This is a genomic window from Pseudomonas sp. NPDC087336, assembly GCF_044744285.1.
GTDB lineage: Bacteria > Pseudomonadota > Gammaproteobacteria > Pseudomonadales > Pseudomonadaceae > Aquipseudomonas.
Window position 1 is genome coordinate 36514 of record NZ_JBIUYA010000028.1, and the last position, 20399, is coordinate 56912.

Here is a 20399-nt window from a genome sequence, read left to right on the forward strand (position 1 = left end):
CCAACCTGCAGAAACAACAAGGCCCGCGTCACTGCGGGCCTTGTTTTGAATCCATTCGGACTTAGAAACGAAACACTTCCATATCCGTGCGGATTGGCGCAGCCATCGGGATCTTCGGCTGTTTTTCCTGCTCCGCTGCAGGTGCCACAGGCTTGGCTGCCGGCTTTTTCGGGGCTTCGGCAATCGGCGGCTGGTTGGCCAGCGGCTTGAGCGCCACCGACAGCTGTTCAGCGAGCTTTTGCAGCAACGCACCCTGTGCCTGAACCTGAGCCGCGGTGCTGCCGGTGTGCTGCTCCTGCAGGTGGATGATGCGGTTATCGCGCACCTGGCCCCGACGGTCGATCAAACGCCATTGCGCATCGAGGATCGCCGGTTGCGAGGCACCCGAATCCAGGCGCGTGATGGTCAACAGCACCTGGACATCCGGAGTGAACCCGGTTGTCGCAGGCGCCAGCACCACACGCTGGCTGTCCAGGTGACCGGCCACCTGACGCAGCAACAGCTGATCGATGTCGGAAGACAGGCTGCCAGCCCAACGGCCATCGGCCGAGGCTTGCAGGCTGCCGTCAGGCTGACGTTGCAGCAGGGTTTCGCGCTGCAGGTAGTCCGCCACGGTTACCGGGCCCAACAAAACCGCCATACCGGCGCTTTGCGCAGGCTGAACCGGACTTCCACTGTCCAGTTGATACAGCGACACCGGCTGGTGAACGCTGCAACCCGCCAGGCCAAGAACGCCGGCGAGCATCAGAATAAAAGGAAGGCGCAGAGCAGTCATCGTCCCATCCAGGTGATTGCCACAAGGCTAATCACAGTGAAAATACTCAATAAATATAAAGAACGCTCGGCCACGCCGGCGCTTGAAAGGCCATATCATCCGTGAATATGCGTTCCGACTCCAGCGCCAAAGCGTCGATCTACGCGTTAAATCGTAGATCGAGCGCTCTAGGACGCTTAATTGAGGTTTTCGACGAGCAGCGCATCCACCCTCTGGAAGCCACGTGGCAGTTTGTTACCACGACGCCCACGCTCACCTTTGTAGTGTTCGAGGTCGTCTGCTTTCAGTGACAAGGTACGTTTTCCGGCCTGTAGCACCAAAGTGGCACCCTCCGGCACAACGGCGATGTCCGTTACATACTCTTCGCGACTGGCCACGCGCTCACCGGAAATCCCGATGATCTTGTTGCCTTTGCCCTTACCTAATTGTGGCAGATCGCTGATCTTGAAGATCAGCAGGCGACCTTCGGTGGTCACCGAAGCCAGCCAGTTCTGCTCACGATCGGCCACCGGGCGCGGCAGGATCACCTTGGCGTTGTTCGGCAGGCTCAGCAGGGCCTTGCCCGCCTTGTTCTTGGCCTGCAGGTCTTCACCCTTGACCACGAAACCGTAACCGGCGTCCGAGGCGATGACGTACAGCGCATCGTCTTCGGGCATCAGCACGCATTCGAAGCTCGCCCCTGGCGGCGGCGTCAGACGGCCGGTCAGCGGTTCGCCCTGGCCACGGGCCGATGGCAAGGTGTGCGCGGCGACCGAGTAGCTGCGACCGGTGGAATCGATAAACACCGCGAACTGGTTGGAACGCCCTGCCGCCAAGGCCTTGAAACCATCCCCGGCCTTGTACGAAAGCCCGGTGGCGTCGATGTCATGACCCTTGGCGGAGCGAACCCAGCCTTTTTCCGAGAGCACGACGGTAACTTTTTCGTTCGGCAGCAGATCGTGCTCGGTCAGCGCTTTCGCTTCAGCACGCTCGACGATTGGCGAGCGACGGTCGTCGCCATAGGTCTCGGCGTCCTTGATCAGCTCGCTGCGTACCAGTTTTTTCAACTTGGCTTCGCTGCTCAGCAGCGCTTGCAGCTTGGCTTGTTCCTTGAGCAGTTCATCCTGCTCGGAACGCAGCTTCATCTCTTCCAAGCGCGCCAATTGACGCAAACGCGTATCGAGAATGTAGTCGGCCTGGATTTCACTCAGGGCGAAACGCTCGATCAGCGCGGCCTTGGGCTGCTCCTCGGTGCGGATGATGTGAATCACTTCATCCAGGTTGAGGTAGGCGATCAACAAACCGTCCAACAGGTGCAGGCGACGCTCGACCTTGTCCAGGCGGAATTGCAGGCGACGACGCACGGTCTGCACCCGGAACTCCAGCCACTCGACCAGCAGCGCCCGCAGGTTTTTCAGCTGCGGCTTGCCGTCCAGCCCGATGATGTTGATGTTGACCCGGTAGCTCGACTCCAGTTCGGTGCTGGCGAACAGGTGCTGCATCAAGGCATCGTGGTCAAAGTTTTTCCGGGCGCCCGGAATAATCACGATTCGGCACGGGTTCTCGTGGTCCGACTCGTCGCGCAAGTCTGCGATTTGCGGAGCTTTCGACGGCTTGGCCTGCATCATCGCCGCGATCTGTTCCAGCACCTTGGCACCCGAAACCTGATGCGGCAGCGCGGTGACGATGATGTCGCCGTCTTCGATGTGATAAACGGCGCGCATACGCACCGAACCGCGACCTGTTTCGTAGATTTTCAGCAGGTCGGCGCGCGGCGTGATGATTTCCGCTTCGGTCGGATAATCCGGGCCTTGAATGTGCTCGCAGAGCTGTTCGACCGTGGCCTTGGGCTCATCGAGCAAACGCACGCAGGCGCTGGCGACTTCGCGCAGGTTGTGCGGCGGCACATCGGTGGCCATGCCGACGGCGATACCGGTGGTGCCGTTCAGCAGAATATTCGGCAAACGTGCCGGCAACACCAGCGGCTCGTCGAGTGTGCCGTCGAAGTTCGGGCCCCAATCCGCCGTGCCCTGGCCCAATTCGCTGAGCAGCACTTCGGAATAACGCGACAGCCGTGCTTCGGTGTAACGCATGGCGGCGAAGGACTTGGGATCGTCCGGCGCACCCCAGTTACCCTGGCCATCGACCAGCGTGTAGCGGTAGCTGAACGGCTGGGCCATCAGCACCATGGCCTCGTAGCAGGCCGAGTCGCCATGGGGATGGAACTTGCCGAGCACGTCACCGACGGTACGCGCCGATTTCTTATGCTTGGAATCGGCGTCTAGCCCCAGCTCGCTCATGGCGTATACGATACGCCGCTGTACCGGTTTCAGGCCGTCGCCGATATGCGGCAAGGCACGGTCCATGATCACGTACATGGAGTAGTTGAGGTAGGCATTTTCGGTGAAGTCAGCCAGTGATCGGCGTTCTACACCGTCCAGGCTGAGATCAAGGGAGTCGCTCATGCGGGCCTCATCGGTTCGTTGTCTGGCGCAGCAGCATGGTGCCACCGCGCTGGGTAAATTCAAGTTTGTTCAGCGCGCTCATACCGAGCAGCACTTGATCGCCATCCAGGCCAGGCACGACGAGGGCGCGCACATCACGCAGCACAATGTCGCCCAGTTGCAGGCGGTCGACGCGGGTTCGATAACCCTCGGTGCGACCGTTGGCGGTGCTCAGGGTCACCCCGAAGCCTTGTTCCAGTTTCAGCCGCTGCGCCAATTGCGCCGGGATCGCCACATCGGTCGCCCCGGTATCGAGCATGAAATTCACCGGCTGGCCATTGATATGGCCGCTGGCAACGAAATGCCCCTGGCCGTTGCTGACCAGTTTCACTTCGACATAACCCTCTGCGCGCTCCGAGCTCACGACCACATTCGGGTTTTGCTGGCGCTCTTCCCACTGGCCGAAGAACCGCGTCGCCAGGAACAACGCGGCGCACCAGGCCAGGACCATCAAGAGCCGACCGGCGCGCTTGCCCGGCGCTTGCTGGCTCATGGCTTGGCACTCCAGCCACCTTCAGGTGCTGCAAAGCGCCAGACGATCGGACGTACCTCGCCATCGGCACGGGCACCGGTGTTGTTGTCGACACCGATCCAGGCCCCCTCGGCGTCCACGACCAATGCTTCGGTCAGGGCAAAGTCCTGGGGATAACGACGATTTTCCTGCAGCGCCTCATCGGCAAAAGACCAGCAGCGTTCGACCTTGGCCGTCACCGCATCCCGGCGACAAATCTCGAACGCGTTGCGCTCAAGGGTAAACAGCTTGCCGTTGAACCATGACAGATCGGCAAAATCCCGGGGCATCGCTCTGGCGCTTGGAAATTGTGCAGGTTGCATTTCCATTCCCCCTTCGCTCAGCAGCACACAGCCGCCATCGCAGTCCCACACGGTCTGCTTGCGCTTGACCCGTAGCAACCCGCGACTCTCACGCTCGGCAGACAACCACAACTGGTCACCCTGCGGATTGATCGCCAGGCCTTCGAACAATGCATTGAAGCGCAGCAACATACCGCTGGCCCGCGCTTCGCGAACCATGATCGGCGAAATTTTCAGCCAGGAGGCCGGTCCGGTTGACGGAATTTGCAACACCGCCGCATGGGATTCGCTGACCACGTAGCGATTTCCGGCGCTATCGCAGGTAATCCCTTCGAAATCCAGGTCACCGCCGCGCACGAACGACGACACCCAGGCCCGCGAACGCAAACCCCAGGGCAGGCCATTGTCCGGCACGGGCGGAACGCCGATGCCGACTGTTTCCGCGTGCCAGACACCGTCACCCATCTTGAGGCGGTAGATCTGCTCGTCGTCTCGGTCGGAGATCGTCCACAGCTCATTGCCGCACTGGGCCAGCCCGGACAGGTTGCCACCGCGCATGCCGTCCACGGCATGTTCGGACAACAGACGCAGCTGCGGTGTCGGCTTGGCAGACACCGTCATCGAGGTCAGCAGCAACGCACACGCCAGGGCAAAGCCCAGCCGCATCAGCCCAGCACCTCCGCCAGGTTGCCCTTGGACTCCAGCCAGTTCTTGCGGTCACCGGCGCGTTTTTTCGCCAGCAACATGTCCATCATTTCCGAGGTCGCGGCGAAATCCTCACCGAGGGTCAACTGCACCAGGCGCCGGGTGTTGGGGTCCATGGTGGTTTCGCGCAGCTGCGGCGGGTTCATCTCACCCAGGCCTTTGAATCGGGTGACCTGCGGCTTACCGCGCTTCTTCTCGGCCACCAGGCGATCGAGAATGCCGTCGCGCTCAGCCTCATCCAGGGCGTAGTAGATCTCTTTGCCCAGGTCGATGCGGTACAGCGGCGGCATCGCGACGTAGACGTGACCGGCATCCACCAACGGGCGGAAATGCTGGACGAACAACGCACAGAGCAGGGTTGCGATGTGCAGGCCGTCGGAGTCGGCGTCGGCGAGGATGCAGATCTTGCCGTAGCGCAGCTGGCTCATGTCCGCGGCGCCCGGATCGACACCGATGGCCACGGCAATGTTGTGCACTTCCTGGCTGGCCAGCACTTCGCTGCCGTCGACTTCCCAGGTGTTGAGGATCTTGCCGCGCAACGGCAGGATCGCCTGGAACTCTTTGTCCCGTGCCTGCTTGGCCGAACCGCCGGCAGAATCACCTTCCACCAGGAACAGCTCGGAACGCATCGGGTCCTGCCCGGCGCAATCGGCGAGCTTGCCCGGCAACGCCGGCCCCTGGGTGATGCGTTTGCGCTCGACCTTCTTGCTGGCCTTCAGGCGACGGCCGGCGTTGTTGATCGCCAGCTCGGCCAGCGCCAGGCCGGTTTCCGGATTGGCATTGAGCCACAGGCTGAACGCATCCTTGACCACACCGGAGACGAACGCCGCCGCTTCCCGGGACGACAGACGCTCCTTGGTCTGGCCAGAGAATTGCGGCTCCTGCATCTTCATCGACAGCACGAAAGCGATGCGCTCCCAGACGTCTTCCGGCGCCAGCTTCACCCCACGCGGCAGCAGGCTGCGAAATTCGCAGAACTCGCGCATGGCGTCGAGCAGGCCCTGGCGCAGGCCGTTGACGTGGGTGCCACCCTGGGCCGTCGGGATCAGGTTGACGTAGCTTTCCTGCACCGCGTCGCCACCTTCCGGCAGCCACAGCAGCGCCCAGTCGACCGCTTCCTTGTTACCGGCAAAAGCGCCGCAGAACGGCTCGTCCGGCAGACGCTCGAATTCGCTGACGGCATCGACCAGGTAAGAACGCAGGCCATCTTCATAATGCCATTCGACTTTCTCGCCGGTGGCCTTGTCTTCAAAACTGACCAGCAGCCCAGGGCACAGTACAGCCTTGGCCTTGAGCACATGCTTGAGGCGGCTGATGGAGAACTTCGGCGAATCGAAATATTTCGGATCCGGGGCGAAGAACACGCTGGTCCCGGTGTTGCGCTTGCCAACCGTACCGACGATTTCCAGCTCGGTTTTCTTGTAACCGTCGGCAAAAGTCATCTGGTATTCGTTGCCGTCACGCTTTACACGCACCCGGACTTCGGTCGACAAGGCGTTGACCACCGAAATACCCACCCCGTGCAAGCCGCCGGAGAATTGGTAGTTCTTATTGGAAAACTTGCCGCCCGCGTGAAGCTTGGTGAGGATCAGTTCGACGCCCGAAACGCCTTCTTCGGGGTGAATGTCTACCGGCATGCCACGGCCGTCATCGCTGACTTCCAGCGAGTGGTCGGCGTGGAGGATGACCTGCACCGATTTGGCATGCCCGGCCAAGGCTTCGTCGACGCTGTTGTCGATGACTTCCTGGGCGAGGTGGTTCGGCCGACTGGTGTCGGTGTACATGCCGGGGCGTTTGCGCACCGGGTCGAGGCCCGAGAGGACTTCGATGGCGTCGGCGTTATAAGAGCTAGCGCTGGGAGTGGCCATGGGGTCTCGTCGTCAGTCTTTCATTGAAAATAGGGGCAAGGTTTCACAGCGCGGTGAAATCAATCGCCTGATACAAATCTGCGCCAATGCCGGCAAAACTAAGCATCGCCGGTAGCTGCTCGGCAAAACCCTGGTACCCATGGTCGCCACCCGGCTGGATACGCAAGGCACAGGCCCGGTAATACTGCTGGGCAAGACGATAGTCCAGCGTTTCGTCACCGGTCTGCAACCATACCTGATAGCGCTGCGGATCCTGGGGTGCCGGCACTTCCAGCTCGGCGAGGGCCGTCACGTGGTCGAGGGTCATTTCCCAGGTCTGTTCGGTATACAGGTTTTTCTGTGTCCCCAGAAACCCGTCGAACATCCGGTGCGGGCTGACGGCAGGGTTGATCAACAGGGCTTTCAAGCCTTGGCGCTCGGCCAAGTGAGTCGCATAGTAGCCGCCGAGCGAGCTTCCGACCAGCAGCGGCCGTCCGAGCGCTTCAATCGCCTGCTCCAGTTGAGCGATGGCCTCGCGGGGATGGTGATGCAGGGCCGGCACAAGCAGATGATCGCTCAAACCCAGGCGCTCCATCACTTCGCTCAACTGGGTGGCCTTTTTCGACGCAGGCGCGCTGTTGAAGCCGTGGATATAAAGGATCGAGCCGGACATTTGAACTCCCTGTGCATCGGGTAAAGAGGCGGAGTTTACAGGGACTTTGGGTGCCGATGAAATGCGATCCCTGTAGGAGCTGGCTTGCCAGCGAAGGCGGTGTTTCAGCTAACATCAATGTTGAATGTGATGACCCCTTCGCTGGCAAGCCAGCTCCTACAGAGGGACGTGTCAGTAGCCGTTGGAGCCGTAATCGATCTGAAAATCAAAGCCAGTGACGCGCTCCACAGCGGTTTCCAGCCGCCCATCCGGCAACAGCCGCAACCAGCGATACCCCGGCGCCTGCTCCCCGACCTTGAAATCCTCGCTGCCCGGTTCGAACTGAATGCAGGTCGAAGGCGAGGCGATCAGACGCACGCCGTTACGTAATTGATCGATTTCCTGATGCACATGCCCCCACAGCACGGCGCGTACCTGTGGAAAACGATCCAGAACCTCAAAAAACGCTTCGGGATTACGCAACCCGATTGGTTCCATCCACGCACAGCCAATCGACACCGGATGATGGTGCAGGCACACCAGATGATGCCGCTCTGGCGCTTCGCTCAAAGAACGGGCCAACAGTTGCAGCTGTTCGTCCTGCAAATACCCCGGTACCGAGCCGGGCACTGCCGAATCGAGCAGTGTGACCCGCCAGTTGCCGATATCCACCACCGGCTCCAGCAAGGCACTTTGCACCGCGGCCTCGGCCATGATCTGCGGTTCGTCGTGGTTGCCGGGAAGCCAGCGGGCGGGCGTGTCGAGCTGCCGGGTCAACTCACGAAACTGCTGGTAGGACTCCAGCGTACCGTCCTGGGACAGGTCGCCAGTCGCCAGGAGCAAATCGATCCGCGGCTGCTGCACACGCACCCACTCAATGACTTTTTGCAGGCTGTCGCGGGTATTCATGCCCAGCAGCGTCCCGCCTGCCTCGGCAAACAGATGACTGTCGGAGAGTTGCACCAGCAATGCCGGATCGGCGCTGGTCAGTGTGGATACGCTCGGCAAGGTGTTCTCCCAGGGCGTGAACACGGATTGGGTGAGAGTCGCAATTATGCTGGGAGACGATCGAAAGGGGAAACCTGTGAACCTGACGCAGTTCACAACTAACGGACGACTTCGTACTCATGCCCCAGCGCCAGGCAATGGCTCAGCCATTCACCCAGGAACATGTTCAGCTGGGCCTTTTCGTCGGGCTGGTGCATCGAGGCATTCGGGTAAGGATAGATGCCGCGAAAGCGTCGCGCATGTTCGGCGCTGACCACTTCAGCCATGCACGCGTCGTGATAGACCTGCACTTCCAGTTGCGGCACCGGCAGCCACGGCAGGCTGTGTTCCTGGCGCACCTGCAGGGTGGTGGTGTAGGGACACACCTGCAGCACCTCCAGCGCCAGCACGCCCAGCATCTGGTCGCCGTGGGTCACGGCAATGCGCCGCGCTGCCGGCTCGCTGCGCATGTCCGGCAACAGTCGCATCAGGCGCGCGTAGTTCGCCTCACAGGACGCCTGCAGCCCCACGAGGTCCACCCGATAGCGATCGCGCAGTTTGTTTACGACCATAGCCCCCTCACTTCAACGCGGTTCAGTGCCAGCCATTGCAAGGCAATGATGCTGGGCGCGTTGGCAATACGTCCGTCGCGTACGGCTTGCAGGGCATCTTCGAAAGCCCACACCGTGACGCGGATATCTTCAGCCTCTTCCTCCAGCCCATGCAGGCCGCCTACCCCACTACTATCGCAACGTCCCAGGTACAAATGCACGAATTCGTCGCTGCCGCCCGGCGATGGAAAATATCGGGTCATCGGCCACAGCGCCCCGATCACAAGCCCAGCTTCCTCCTGCGCTTCGCGGTGAGCAACTTCTTCCGGTTGTTCATCCTTGTCGATCAGACCAGCGACCAGTTCGATCAGCCACGGATTGTCGATCTTGCCCAGGGCGCCGACGCGAAACTGTTCGATCAGCACCACTTCATCGCGCTGCGGGTCGTAGGGCAGCACGCACACTGCATCGTGGCGCACGAACAGTTCACGGCTGATTTCGCGGCTCATGCCACCGGCGAACAATTCGTGACGCAAGTGCACGCGATCGAGCTTGTAGAAACCCTCGAAGCACTTTTCGCGCCGAACGATATCCACGGCGGTCGGAATGGCTTTGGCAAAATCAGTCATGACTATCCTCGTATCTAACACCGAGGCTCCAACCTCGACTTCGCGCCATCCTAACGCGCCCGTGAGGTTTGATGCAGCCCCTTTACCTTCATCGAGATAGACGGTGAGGGCGAAACCCACTCTAATTAGCTTAGTGGCGAACTGACTGCTCCGTTGATAGTCGAAGCGGGTAACTTTTTGCCTTTCCCTGTTTTATGAAGGACACCCATGTCACTTTTTAAAATTGCCTCCGTGGCCGCTCTCGCCCTGACCCTGGGCGCTTGCCAGAGCCTGTTCCAGCCCAACTATCGCGCGCCGCTGGAAACCACCCGCGACGCCACCGAGCAGCTCAAGCCAGGCTGCAGCGACCAGGATTGCCCGCTGGTGAACATCGACACCCTGCACTTCCCCGCCGAGCCTGCGCTTGACGACATCATCGAAAAACGCCTGCTGCAAATGACCCGCACCTCGCCCGACGCCCCGGTAGCGCCGACCCTGGCGGCCTATCGCGAACAGTTTTTGCGCACCGCCGGCCCGCGCAATAGCAGCTACCTGCAAGCCAAGGTACGCGAGCAGCATGACGGCCTGGTGATCATCGAGTTATCAAGTTACCTGGACACCGGCGGCGCCCATGGCACGCCGGGTCGAGGTTTCATCAACTATTCGCGTCAACAGCAGAAAGTGCTGACGCTGTCGGACATGCTGGTGCCGGGGCAGGAAGAGGCGTTCTGGAAAGCGGCGCAGGTGGCGCACAACAGCTGGCTGATCAGCACCAAGCTCGATCAGGAACCGGAGTTCGTCAAGAGCTGGCCGTTCCAGAAAACCCAGAACGTGGCGCTGACCTACGGCGGGGTGATCCTCAAGTACGAAACCAGCAGCATCGCGCCTTACGCGCTGGGCCATGTCGAACTGAAGATCCCCTACCCCCGCCTCAACGGCATCATCAAGCCCGAGCTGTTTCCCGGCCGTAACTGAAGGCCCGGCCCAGCACCAGCTGCAGCAGCCCTGCGAGGATCAGCGCCGGCAGGGTTGCGCCAATATCCGGGTACAGATTGGCCAGCAGATGATAGGTGCTGACCCCGCCCAACCAGGCGAGCAGCGCCGGCCAGCGCAGTGCAGCTGCGGCGACCTGGCCACTGCGCTTGCGCAGGATGAAGTGGTCCACCAGCACCACGCCGAACAGCGGCGCGAACACCGAACCGATCAGCAGCAGGAAGTTCTGGTATTGGGCCAGGGGCGCCAACAAGGCGATCAGGGTGCAGACCACGCCGATGGCCAAGGCCAAGTGTTCGACTTTCAGGCGCAACAGAATCCCGCTGGAAACCGCTGCCGAGTGAATGTCGGCAAAGGCGTTTTCCGACTCATCCAGAAGAATCAAAAGTAGCGGAATCCCCAGGCCGGCACCGGCCAGCGCCAACAGCAAGGCATTGACTTCACCGCTCGGCGCGAACGCCAGGGTGTATGCCACGCCCAGGCTCATCAGCCAGAAGTTACCGATAAAGAAGCCCACGGCGGTACCGCCAAACACATTCTTCGCACGCTTGCCGAACCGTGAGTAGTCGGCGATCAGCGGCAGCCACGACAGCGGCATGGCGATGGCAATGTCAAAACCTACGGCAAACGGCATCGAGCCGTCGCCGGCCTGGGCCCACAAGGCAGCCAGGTCGGCCTTGGCGAACAGGTTCCAGGTCAGCCAGATGCATGCGGCCAGCAGCAGCCAGATGCCCCATTTGCGCAGGATCTGGCGCACGAAGGTCAACGGACCGCTCACGGCCAACAGGGTCGCCAGCGCGCCGAAGAACAGCGTCCACAGCACCGGGTTGGATAGCGCGCTGCCATCGCTGAAGGCCTTTGCGCCCAACAGACTGGCGGCATCGCGCATGACGATGATCTCGAACGAACCCCACCCGATCAATTGCAGCAGGTTCAGCACGGCCGGCAGGCTCGCGCCACGGTTGCCGAGGCTGAGCTTGAGTGCGGCCATCGACGACAGGCCGGTGTCGCTGCCGATCACGCCGACGGCCGCCAGCAGCAGAACGCCGACCAGGGTGCCGAGGAAAATCGCCAGTAACGAGCCGGACAGGCCCAGGCCGGGCGCGAGCAGAGCACCGGTCTGCAAGACCATCAGGCCTATGCCGAGAGAAAACCACAGGGAAAACAGGTCGCGACCGCCAAAGACTCGTTTGTCGATCGGCACCGCGATGTCGGGAGAGTAAGTACTGGGTTGAATGCTCAAGGGTGTTATCTCAGAGGGACATTTGTTGTGATCGCTCCCACGCTCTGCGTGGGAACGATCAGTACGAGATGGTCAGATCAAACTTTCTGGTAAAGCTGACTGCCTTCCTGCTTGAAGCGCTCGGCCTGTTCGGCCATGCCTTGGGCGATGTCCACGTCCACCGCTTCGATCCGTTGGTTGGCCGCATACTCACGGACTTCCTGGGTGATTTTCATCGAGCAGAATTTCGGCCCGCACATGGAGCAGAAGTGCGCGACCTTGGCCGAATCCTTCGGCAACGTCTCATCGTGATACGAACGAGCGGTGTCCGGATCAAGGCCCAGGTTGAACTGGTCTTCCCAACGGAATTCGAAGCGCGCCTTGCTCAGGGCATTGTCGCGGATCTGCGCGCCTGGATGCCCCTTGGCCAGATCGGCGGCGTGCGCAGCGATCTTGTAGGTGATGATGCCGGTCTTCACGTCATCCTTGTTCGGCAGACCCAAGTGCTCTTTCGGCGTCACGTAGCAGAGCATGGCGCAACCGAACCAACCGATCATCGCCGCACCGATACCGGAGGTGATGTGGTCGTAGCCCGGCGCGATGTCGGTGGTCAGTGGGCCGAGGGTGTAGAACGGCGCCTCGTCGCAGCACTCGAGCTGCTTGTCCATGTTCTCCTTGATCAACTGCATCGGTACGTGGCCCGGCCCTTCGATCATGCACTGCACGTCGTGCTTCCAGGCGATCTTGGTCAGCTCGCCGAGGGTTTCCAGCTCGCCGAACTGCGCTTCGTCGTTGGCGTCGGCAATCGAACCAGGACGCAAGCCATCACCCAGCGAGAAGCTGACGTCGTAGGCCTTCATGATTTCGCAGATATCTTCGAAATGGGTGTAGAGGAAGTTCTCTTTGTGGTGCGCCAGGCACCACTTGGCCATGATCGAACCGCCACGGGAAACGATGCCGGTCACGCGCTTGGCGGTCATCGGCACGTAGCGCAACAGCACGCCAGCGTGGATGGTGAAGTAGTCGACGCCCTGCTCGGCCTGCTCGATCAGCGTGTCGCGGAACAGCTCCCAGGTCAGGTCCTCGGCCACGCCGCCGACTTTTTCCAGGGCCTGGTAGATCGGCACGGTGCCGATCGGCACCGGCGAATTGCGGATGATCCACTCGCGGGTTTCGTGGATGTGCTTGCCGGTGGACAGGTCCATGACCGTGTCCGAACCCCAGCGAATGCCCCAGGTCAGTTTCGCCACTTCTTCTTCGATGGACGAACCCAGGGCGCTGTTGCCGATGTTGCCGTTGATCTTCACCAGGAAGTTACGGCCGATGATCATCGGTTCCAGTTCGGTGTGGTTGATGTTGGCCGGAATGATCGCGCGACCGCGGGCAATCTCGTCCCGGACAAACTCTGGGGTGATGATTTTCGGCACGCTGGCACCAAAGCTGTGGCCGGCGTGTTGCTGATCCAGCAGGCCGGCGGCGCGGGCCACTTCCAGCTTCATGTTTTCGCGGATGGCGACGTATTCCATCTCGGCAGTGATGATGCCCTGGCGCGCGTAGTGCATCTGGCTGACGTTGGCGCCCGGCTTGGCGCGGCGCGGATTGTTCACGTGGGCGAAACGCAGCTTGGTCAGTTCCGGATCTGCCAGGCGTTCCTGGCCGAAGTTGGAGCTCAGGCCGCTCAGGCGTTCGGTGTCACCGCGGGATTCGATCCACGGCGAGCGCACGTCGGCCAGGCCTTTGCGCACGTCGATGATCACGTTGGGGTCGGTGTATGGGCCCGAGGTGTCGTACACCACCACCGGCGCATTGACTTCGCCGCCGAAGTCGGTCGGCGTCACGTCCAGACTGATTTCGCGCATCGGCACGAGGATGTCCGGGCGAGTGCCCTGGACATAAATTTTTTGCGAGCGGGTAAACGGCTGCACCGATTGTTGATCGACCTTGGCCGAGTCACTCAGGTTGGTGGCGATTTTTGCTTTTGTAGTCATCACGGGCTCTCCAGACAGCATCCAGGCAGTGGAATTTTGTCGGAGCGAACCTGTAAACGAATGGACGCACGGGCGCTGGAAAACCAGCTGTGCTGTGCTCAGTGCTCGAGGGGTGTTCGATTGTCGAACAACATCCCGGACGAAGCACAAGAGGACTCGCCGGGTGACGAGAAATCTTGTTCCCTACGCAGGCGCTAACCTGATCAGGTTCAACGGGATCCGAAATTATTCGATCTCAGCCTCATAGCAAGGCACCCCGACAAGAACCCGGCCAGTCTAGACACAACTGACACAGAACGCCAACACCGCTGCAAACACCATGATGAATGGCGCAATTAGCGCGATCGCCAGGATTGTTGCCGCTCGAATGCACAACTACACTCGCTACGCCAAGCTGCGCATTGACGTTGCACAGGCAGCGCCTTAGCCTTGGTGCTCAAATTACTTGTGTAATATTTTTACTAGGGATCGCCTATGCTGCGCAAACTCTCACTGGCCGTTGCCGTGTCTTGTGCGTCCAATGGAATGGCCTGGGCAGCAGAAGCGCCCTTATCGACCAGGACCGATCTGGTCAGCGTCTATCAGGAGGCGGTCAACAACAACGCCGACCTCGCTGCCGCCATCGCCCAATATGGCGCCCAGAAGGAAGTCGTGCCCCAGGCCCGCGCCGGGTTGCTGCCCAACCTGTCGGGCGGCGCCAATGTTTCCAGCGTGCGCACCGCGATCGACCAGCCTTCGGCCACGACCAACCGCAATGCCCATTCGTACCAGGCGACCTTGGCGCAGCCACTGTTTCGTGCCGATCGCTGGTTCCAGTTCCAGGCCGCCAAGGACGTCAACGAACAGGCCGCCCTGCAACTCTCCGCAACCCAGCAAAACTTGATCCTGCAAACCGCCGACAGTTACTTCAACGTACTGCGCAGCCAGGACAACCTGGCCTCGACCAAGGCCGAGGAAGCCGCCTTCAAGCGACAACTCGACCAGTCCAACGAACGCTTCGATGTCGGCCTCTCAGACAAGACCGACGTGCTGAACTCGCAAGCCAGCTACGACACGGCACGCGCCAACCGCATCGTTGCCCAGCGCCAGGTGGACGATGCCTTCGAAGCCCTGATCACCCTGACCAACCGTCAGTACAAGTCGATCCAGGGCATCAGCCACAACCTGCCGATCCTGCCGCCCGCGCCGAACGACGCCAAGGCCTGGGTCGAAACGGCGGCCAGGCAGAACCTCAACCTGTTGGCCAGCAACTACGCCGTCAGCGCCGCCGAGCAAACCCTCAAGCAGCGCAAGGCCGGCCATGCACCGACCCTCGACGCCGTGGCGCAATACGAAAAAGGCGACAACGATGCGCTGGGCTTCAGCAACCCGAACGGCTTTCCCCAGGCGTACGGCGGTAACGTCGAGCAAACGACTGTGGGCCTGCAACTGAACATCCCGATCTACAGCGGCGGCCTGATCAACTCCCAGGTGCGCCAGTCTTATGCGCAACTGGACCAGACCGAGCAACAACGTGAATCCCTGCGTCGCTCTATCGTGGAAAACACCCGGGACCTGCACCGCGCGGTGAATACTGACGTCGAGCAGGTCCAGGCGCGCAAGCAGTCGATCATCTCCAACCAGAGCGCGGTGGAAGCAACCGAAATCGGCTATCAGGTGGGTACGCGCAACATCGTCGACGTGCTGGATGCGCAGCGCTCGCTCTACACCTCGGTACGCGACTACAACAACACCCGCTACGACTACATCCTCGACAACCTGCGTTTGAAGCAGCAGGCCGGCACGCTGAACCCGGGGGATCTGCAGGAACTGGCACGCTGGCTCAACCCCAACTACAACCCGGACAAGGACTTCCTGCCACCGGACCTGGCGAAGGCTGCGGCTGAACAGCTCAAGGCCCGACCCTGAGTACCTGTAGGAGCCAGCGGTGCGGCGGTCCGACTTGCCGGCGAAGAACGATGACTCGGTACCATAGACAATTGCGTCATCGTTCTTCGCGGGCAAGCCTCGCTCCTACGGGACCTTTGTACGCTGCATGTTCTTACCGATCGATCAACCGACCTAGCCCATCGAGCAACCGCTGCAACGCTCCCTGATTGGTGCGCATCACCTTCAAGCCCGCCTCGGCCATGCGCTGCGCATCGCGCGGCAACTCGAACAGCCGCTGCACCGCCACCGCCAGCCCTTGTGCATCCTCAACCTCCTGCAACGCCCCGGCGCTGCGCAACTGCGCGGCGATTTCAAGGAAGTTGAACAGGTGCGGGCCACTGAGCACCGGCTTGGCCAAGGCCGCCGGCTCAAGCAGGTTATGCCCGCCATTGGGCACCAGGCTGCCGCCGACGAACGCGCTGTCAGCCAAGGCATAGAGAAACAACAGTTCGCCCATGGTGTCGCCCAACAGCACCGATGTGCCGGCGGTGACCGCCTCTGCGCTGGAGCGCCGCACCGTCGCAAAACCCTGCTGGCGGCACAATTCGAACACCGGATTGAACCGCTCGGGATGGCGCGGCACCAGAATCAGCAAGGCATCGGGATGGCTCGCCAGCAACTGACGATGGGCCGCCAGTACCACCTCGTCTTCGCCATCATGGGTACTGGCGGCGATCCACACCGGGCGCTCCTGTGCCTGCCACTGCCCGCGTAACTCCGCGGCACGCTGCAACAGTTGCGGGTCGATGGTCAGATCGAACTTGATCGAGCCGGTGACTTCGACGGTTTGCGCCCGCGCACCCAACTCACGAAAACGCCGGGCCTCGGATTCGGTCTGCACCGCGAACAGGCTCATCTCGGCGAGCATCGGCCCGGTCAGCTTGCCGAAGCGGCCATAGCCCCTGGCCGAACGTTCGGACAGTCGTGCATTGGCCAAGGCCACGGGAATCCCGCGCCTGGCGCATTGATGGATATGGTTGGGCCACAGCTCGGTTTCCATGATCACCGCCAGTTTCGGCTGGACCCGATCAAGAAAACGCCTGGCGGCGCACGGCAAGTCGTAGGGCAAATAGCAGTGCTGGATGCGCGGCTCGTTGGCGAACAACGCCTGGATGCGCTCCGAGCCGGTCGGCGTCATGCACGTCACTGTGATCGCAAGTGTCGGATAACGCTGCAGCAAAGCCCGAATCATCGGCGCGGCGGCAATGCTTTCGCCCACAGACACCGCGTGTACCCAGATGCCACCGGGCTTCATCGTCGGCATCCCGTAGGAGAAACGCTCGCCGATGCGCTTGGCATAGGCCGGTGCCTTGCGCGAGCGTAGCCATAGCCGAATCGCCACCAATGGCAGCCCCAGGTAAAACAGCGCGGTATAGAGAGTTCTATTCATGGCGGCGGAGTTTATCGGTTTTTTCACCGATCGCCTGCAAATGCACGGCAAAACGCTCCGCCAACCAGCGAGCGGCCGGCCCGAGTGGCTCATCGCGACGCCACACCAGCTCAACCACCAGGGCCGGCGGGGTCCATTCGCTGGCCAATTCGACCATCAAGCCCTGATACGCCGAGTACTGCACCACGTGACGCGGCAGCCAGGCCCAGCCGAGGCCGCGCACCAGCCATTCAGCCATCACGTAAAAACTGTCGGCCCGCCAGACCTGCGGGCTGGCCGGTTCGCTACCGGGGTAGATGCTGGACTGCGTGGACATCAGCAGCTGGCGATGCTGCGCCAGTTCCTGGTAGTTCACTTCAGCCTTTGCCGCCAATGGATGCCCGACGCCACACACGGTAACCATCTCAACGCTGCCCAGCACCCTGCGCTCAAGGGCTTCAGGAATTTGATCGTGATAAAACAACAAACCCAGATCGGCCCGACGCTCCACCAGTTTGCGCGCCACATCGCCTTGCGCGGCGCTGGTCAGTTGCACTTCGAGGCTGGGAAACTTTTCCGCCAAAGCTTCAAAGCTTTCGATGACCGGCTGGTACGGCATGGCCTCGTCCTGCGCCAGGCGCAAGCGAGCTTCCTGGCCGCGCATCATCGCCAGCGCCCGGCCATTGAGGCGCTCGCATTGGCGCAGCACTTCGCGCGCTTCTTCGAGCAAGGCATTGCCAGCCTCGGTGAGCTTGGGCTGGCGGCCACTGCTGCGGTCGAACAGGCTCACGCCCAGATCTTCCTCCAGCAGCGCAATCGCACTGCTGATCGCCGACTGGGCTTTGCGCTGGTCCCGTGCCACGGCAGAAAACGAACGTTGCTCCGCCACACCGACGAATAAACGCAGTTGCTCAAGATTCCATTGCATAGACCAACCCATCTTCAGAACAGATAGGTAATGACTTTACCGCATCTGGAGAATCTCTAGAATGCCGAACTCAGCAAGCAACACTTCATACGAGGATTGACCCATGACCGCTTACTACTACCTGGCCATTGCCATCTGCGCCGAAGTGATTGCCACTGTTTCGATGAAAGCGGTCAAAGGCTTCAGTACCCCGCTGCCGCTGCTGCTGGTCATCGTCGGCTACGGCATCGCCTTCTGGATGCTGACCCTGGTGGTGCGCAGCGTACCGGTGGGCGTGGCTTACGCGGTATGGGCCGGCATGGGCATCGTGATGGTCAGCGTCGCGGCACTGTTCATCTATGGGCAGAAGCTGGATGTGCCGGCGATGCTGGGGATGGCGATGATTGTGCTGGGGGTTGTGGTGATCCAGCTGTTCTCGAAAACTGCCGGGCACTAAAAGCAGTTGTAAGCTGCAAGCCATAAGCTGCAAGAGGGATATTCTCTGGCTCTTGCTTGCAGCTTGAAGCTTGAAGCTTGAAACTTGCAGCTTCGCTCAAACACTGAGGTCGCTGCATGCCATCCGTTATTTCCACCGACGTTCTCATTGTCGGCGCTGGTGTCGCCGGCCTCTGGCTGAATGCGCGCCTGCGACGCCAGGGTTTTTCGACCGTGCTGGTGGAAAACGCCAGCCTCGGCGGCGGACAAAGCGTGAAGTCCCAAGGCATCATCCATGGCGGGGCCAAGTACGCACTGCACGGCGCCCTGACCGGCGCCTCGGAAGCCATCGCCGACATGCCGCGACGCTGGCGTGAAGCCCTGGCCGGGGATGGCGAACTGGACCTGTCGGGCGTGCGCCTGCTGTCCGAAGCCCACTACCTCTGGTCCCCAGGCACGATTGCCGGCAACCTCACCAGCTTCTTCGCCAGCAAAGCCGTGCGCGGTCGCGTCGATCAGGTCAAGGGCGACCAACTGCCACCGGCCCTGCAAGACAAACGCTTCAAGGGCAAGGTCTATCGCCTGGCGGAACTGGTGATCGACGTACCAAGCCTGATCCAGCGCCTGGCTGACCTCGCGGGCGACGGCCTGCTTGCTGGCCAGAAGATCGAGCCGCTGCTGGAGGGTGGCGTGCTGGTCGGCCTGAAGGTGGACGAACGCGAAATCCGCGCCCAGCGCATCGTCTTGAGCGCCGGAGGCGGAACGGCGGCGTTGCTTGAAGCGCTGGGGCTGACCCAGCCCGCCATGCAACGCCGCCCGTTGCACATGATCATCGCCAAAGGCCCAGGCCTCAAACCGCTGTACGCCCATTGCCTGGGCGGTGGAACCAAACCACGCATTACCGTGACCACGCACCCGGCGGCCGATGGTCAGTGGGTCTGGTACCTGGGCGGCGATATCGCTGAAACCGAAGGCGTGACTCGTGAGCCCGCCGAACAAATCGCCACCGCACAGAAAGAACTTGGCCAGTTGCTGCCATGGATCGATCTCGGCACGGCGCGCTGGGCAACCTTGCGCGTGGACCGCGCGGAGCCGCTGCAATCGGGGCTGACCCGTCCCGACAACGCCTTTGTTGCCGAAGAAGGTCGCTTGCTGGTGGGCTGGCCAACCAAACTGGCACTGGCACCGGACTTCGCCGACCGGGTGATCGCCAGCCTTGCCCGCGATGGCATTCAACCGGGTCCGGTCACCGAATTGCCGCCGCTGCCAAAACCGCCGATGGCCGTCCCGGCCTGGGAGCAACTGCTGCCATGAGCCAACCGACTCTGCACGACCTGCATCGTCCCCTGGGCAGCACCGGCCTGCTGGTGTCGCCCCTGGGCCTGGGCACCGTAAAACTCGGCCGTGACCAAGGCGTGAAGTACCCCAATGGCTTCCAGATCCCCGACGACAATGAAGCGCGGATGCTGCTCAAGCTCACACGTGACCTGGGTATTAACCTGATCGACACAGCTCCGGCCTATGGGCGTAGCGAAGAGCGCCTTGGCCCGCTGCTGCGTGGTCAACGTCAGGATTGGGTGATCGTCAGCAAGGTCGGCGAGGAGTTTGCCGACGGCCAGTCCCGCCACGACTTCAGCGCCGCGCACACCCGCTTCTCTGTAGAGCGCAGTCTGCAACGCCTCGAGACCGATTTCATCGACCTGGTATTGGTGCACTCCGACGGCAACGACCTGACGATCCTCGAAGACAGCGAAGTCTATGCCACCCTTGCCGCGCTCAAGGCCGAAGGCAAGATTCGTGGCTTCGGTTTTTCCGGTAAAACCGTCGAAGGCGGCTTGAAAGCGCTGGAGCAAGGTGATTGCGCAATGGTCACCTACAATCTGAACGAGCAAAGCGAAAAGGCGGTCATTGACTATGCTGCTGCTCATGGCAAAGCCATTCTGGTCAAAAAAGCCCTCGCCAGCGGTCATGTGTGCCTGAGTCCAGGCGTAGACCCGGTGCGCGCCAGTTTCCAATTGTTGTTCGAACATCCAGGTGTGGCCAGCGCTATTGTCGGAACGATCAATCCGCTGCACCTCGCCCATAACGTGGCGACCGTTGCCCAGGTCCTACGTAGCAACTGATGCCGCCCCACG

Annotated in this window: 18 protein-coding genes and 1 riboswitch; of the genes, 5 read left to right on the top strand and 13 right to left on the bottom strand. The window is 61.3% G+C overall.

The genetic code is table 11. The features are described from left to right. Positions 1 to 61: 61 nt before the first annotated feature. The 9 genes from ACIO0C_RS24105 to ACIO0C_RS24145 form a co-directional block, all read right to left on the bottom strand. On the bottom strand, positions 62 to 775 hold the full coding sequence (locus ACIO0C_RS24105; RefSeq protein ID WP_401315741.1) for a membrane integrity-associated transporter subunit PqiC: 714 nt from the start codon (positions 773 to 775) through the stop codon (positions 62 to 64). Positions 776 to 951: 176 nt separating this feature from the next. Next, a complete protein-coding gene (gene parC, locus ACIO0C_RS24110; RefSeq protein ID WP_401315743.1) occupies positions 952 to 3219 on the bottom strand; it encodes a DNA topoisomerase IV subunit A in 2268 nt (755 codons plus the stop codon). A gap of 7 nt (positions 3220 to 3226) precedes the next feature. Continuing rightward, complete coding sequence (locus tag ACIO0C_RS24115; RefSeq protein WP_401315744.1) at positions 3227 to 3751, bottom strand: TIGR02281 family clan AA aspartic protease; 525 nt, start codon at positions 3749 to 3751, stop codon at positions 3227 to 3229. Next, positions 3748 to 4737 carry an esterase-like activity of phytase family protein gene (locus ACIO0C_RS24120; protein ID WP_401315745.1) on the bottom strand — a complete coding sequence of 330 codons (990 nt, stop codon included), beginning with the start codon at positions 4735 to 4737 and terminating at the stop codon, positions 3748 to 3750. Before ACIO0C_RS24120 ends, ACIO0C_RS24115 begins: the two co-directional genes overlap by 4 nt. Continuing rightward, positions 4737 to 6644, bottom strand: coding sequence for a DNA topoisomerase IV subunit B (gene parE / locus ACIO0C_RS24125; RefSeq protein ID WP_008063544.1), 1908 nt, complete (start codon positions 6642 to 6644; stop codon positions 4737 to 4739). Before parE ends, ACIO0C_RS24120 begins: the two co-directional genes overlap by 1 nt. Positions 6645 to 6687: 43 nt before the next feature. Further along, positions 6688 to 7296, bottom strand: coding sequence for a YqiA/YcfP family alpha/beta fold hydrolase (locus ACIO0C_RS24130; RefSeq protein ID WP_401315747.1), 609 nt, complete (start codon positions 7294 to 7296; stop codon positions 6688 to 6690). 171 nt (positions 7297 to 7467) lie between these two features. Further along, positions 7468 to 8283: a 3',5'-cyclic-AMP phosphodiesterase gene (gene cpdA / locus ACIO0C_RS24135; RefSeq protein WP_401315748.1), complete on the bottom strand. Its 816-nt coding sequence runs from the start codon at positions 8281 to 8283 to the stop codon at positions 7468 to 7470. A gap of 98 nt (positions 8284 to 8381) precedes the next feature. Further along, positions 8382 to 8834: a DUF1249 domain-containing protein gene (locus tag ACIO0C_RS24140; RefSeq protein ID WP_008063540.1), complete on the bottom strand. Its 453-nt coding sequence runs from the start codon at positions 8832 to 8834 to the stop codon at positions 8382 to 8384. Further along, entirely contained in the window at positions 8825 to 9442 is a 618-nt protein-coding gene (locus ACIO0C_RS24145) for an NUDIX domain-containing protein (RefSeq protein WP_401315750.1), read from the bottom strand. The genes ACIO0C_RS24140 and ACIO0C_RS24145 overlap by 10 nt, the downstream gene beginning before the upstream one ends. 207 nt (positions 9443 to 9649) lie before the next feature. On the opposite strand from ACIO0C_RS24145, the gene ACIO0C_RS24150 reads away from it, so the two are divergent. Beyond that, positions 9650 to 10396: an RsiV family protein gene (locus ACIO0C_RS24150; RefSeq protein ID WP_401315751.1), complete on the top strand. Its 747-nt coding sequence runs from the start codon at positions 9650 to 9652 to the stop codon at positions 10394 to 10396. Here ACIO0C_RS24150 and cytX read toward each other — a convergent pair. Further along, positions 10365 to 11657: a putative hydroxymethylpyrimidine transporter CytX gene (gene cytX / locus ACIO0C_RS24155; RefSeq protein WP_401315753.1), complete on the bottom strand. Its 1293-nt coding sequence runs from the start codon at positions 11655 to 11657 to the stop codon at positions 10365 to 10367. The genes ACIO0C_RS24150 and cytX overlap by 32 nt on opposite strands. 77 nt (positions 11658 to 11734) lie before the next feature. Further along, the gene (thiC, locus tag ACIO0C_RS24160) at positions 11735 to 13624 is read right to left on the bottom strand and encodes a phosphomethylpyrimidine synthase ThiC (protein ID WP_401315755.1); all 1890 of its coding nucleotides are present in this window, start codon (positions 13622 to 13624) and stop codon (positions 11735 to 11737) included. A gap of 163 nt (positions 13625 to 13787) precedes the next feature. Further along, a riboswitch (TPP riboswitch) is annotated at positions 13788 to 13893 on the bottom strand. Positions 13894 to 14098: 205 nt separating this feature from the next. Here thiC and ACIO0C_RS24165 point away from each other — a divergent pair. Next, positions 14099 to 15532, top strand: a complete 1434-nt coding sequence (locus ACIO0C_RS24165; RefSeq protein WP_401315756.1) for a TolC family outer membrane protein — start codon at positions 14099 to 14101, stop codon at positions 15530 to 15532. 133 nt (positions 15533 to 15665) lie between these two features. Here the strand turns inward: ACIO0C_RS24165 and waaA are convergent, their stop codons facing one another. Then, positions 15666 to 16943 (bottom strand): lipid IV(A) 3-deoxy-D-manno-octulosonic acid transferase, encoded by a 1278-nt coding sequence (gene waaA / locus ACIO0C_RS24170; protein ID WP_401315757.1) that lies wholly within the window; start codon positions 16941 to 16943, stop codon positions 15666 to 15668. Then, complete coding sequence (locus ACIO0C_RS24175) at positions 16936 to 17850, bottom strand: LysR family transcriptional regulator (RefSeq protein WP_180203994.1); 915 nt, start codon at positions 17848 to 17850, stop codon at positions 16936 to 16938. Before ACIO0C_RS24175 ends, waaA begins: the two co-directional genes overlap by 8 nt. 103 nt (positions 17851 to 17953) lie before the next feature. Between ACIO0C_RS24175 and ACIO0C_RS24180 the strand changes: the two genes are divergently transcribed. The 3 genes from ACIO0C_RS24180 to ACIO0C_RS24190 all read left to right on the top strand — a co-directional run bounded on the left by ACIO0C_RS24180 (position 17954) and on the right by ACIO0C_RS24190 (position 20387). Further along, complete coding sequence (locus ACIO0C_RS24180; RefSeq protein ID WP_008055699.1) at positions 17954 to 18286, top strand: multidrug efflux SMR transporter; 333 nt, start codon at positions 17954 to 17956, stop codon at positions 18284 to 18286. 116 nt (positions 18287 to 18402) lie between these two features. Beyond that, complete coding sequence (locus tag ACIO0C_RS24185) at positions 18403 to 19578, top strand: NAD(P)/FAD-dependent oxidoreductase (RefSeq protein ID WP_401315760.1); 1176 nt, start codon at positions 18403 to 18405, stop codon at positions 19576 to 19578. Next, positions 19575 to 20387, top strand: a complete 813-nt coding sequence (locus ACIO0C_RS24190) for an aldo/keto reductase (RefSeq protein ID WP_008055695.1) — start codon at positions 19575 to 19577, stop codon at positions 20385 to 20387. The genes ACIO0C_RS24185 and ACIO0C_RS24190 overlap by 4 nt, the downstream gene beginning before the upstream one ends. Positions 20388 to 20399: the final 12 nt, after the last annotated feature.

Coding starts and splice junctions, on each gene's coding strand:
- ACIO0C_RS24105 (WP_401315741.1), bottom strand. CDS start 775: ATGACTGCTCTGCGCCTTCCTTTTATTCTGATGCTCGCCGGCGTTCTT.
- parC (WP_401315743.1), bottom strand. CDS start 3,219: ATGAGCGACTCCCTTGATCTCAGCCTGGACGGTGTAGAACGCCGATCA.
- ACIO0C_RS24115 (WP_401315744.1), bottom strand. CDS start 3,751: ATGAGCCAGCAAGCGCCGGGCAAGCGCGCCGGTCGGCTCTTGATGGTC.
- ACIO0C_RS24120 (WP_401315745.1), bottom strand. CDS start 4,737: ATGCGGCTGGGCTTTGCCCTGGCGTGTGCGTTGCTGCTGACCTCGATG.
- parE (WP_008063544.1), bottom strand. CDS start 6,644: ATGGCCACTCCCAGCGCTAGCTCTTATAACGCCGACGCCATCGAAGTC.
- ACIO0C_RS24130 (WP_401315747.1), bottom strand. CDS start 7,296: ATGTCCGGCTCGATCCTTTATATCCACGGCTTCAACAGCGCGCCTGCG.
- ACIO0C_RS24140 (WP_008063540.1), bottom strand. CDS start 8,834: ATGGTCGTAAACAAACTGCGCGATCGCTATCGGGTGGACCTCGTGGGG.
- ACIO0C_RS24145 (WP_401315750.1), bottom strand. CDS start 9,442: ATGACTGATTTTGCCAAAGCCATTCCGACCGCCGTGGATATCGTTCGG.
- ACIO0C_RS24150 (WP_401315751.1), top strand. CDS start 9,650: ATGTCACTTTTTAAAATTGCCTCCGTGGCCGCTCTCGCCCTGACCCTG.
- thiC (WP_401315755.1), bottom strand. CDS start 13,624: ATGACTACAAAAGCAAAAATCGCCACCAACCTGAGTGACTCGGCCAAG.
- ACIO0C_RS24165 (WP_401315756.1), top strand. CDS start 14,099: ATGCTGCGCAAACTCTCACTGGCCGTTGCCGTGTCTTGTGCGTCCAAT.
- waaA (WP_401315757.1), bottom strand. CDS start 16,943: ATGAATAGAACTCTCTATACCGCGCTGTTTTACCTGGGGCTGCCATTG.
- ACIO0C_RS24175 (WP_180203994.1), bottom strand. CDS start 17,850: ATGCAATGGAATCTTGAGCAACTGCGTTTATTCGTCGGTGTGGCGGAG.
- ACIO0C_RS24180 (WP_008055699.1), top strand. CDS start 17,954: ATGACCGCTTACTACTACCTGGCCATTGCCATCTGCGCCGAAGTGATT.
- ACIO0C_RS24185 (WP_401315760.1), top strand. CDS start 18,403: ATGCCATCCGTTATTTCCACCGACGTTCTCATTGTCGGCGCTGGTGTC.
- ACIO0C_RS24190 (WP_008055695.1), top strand. CDS start 19,575: ATGAGCCAACCGACTCTGCACGACCTGCATCGTCCCCTGGGCAGCACC.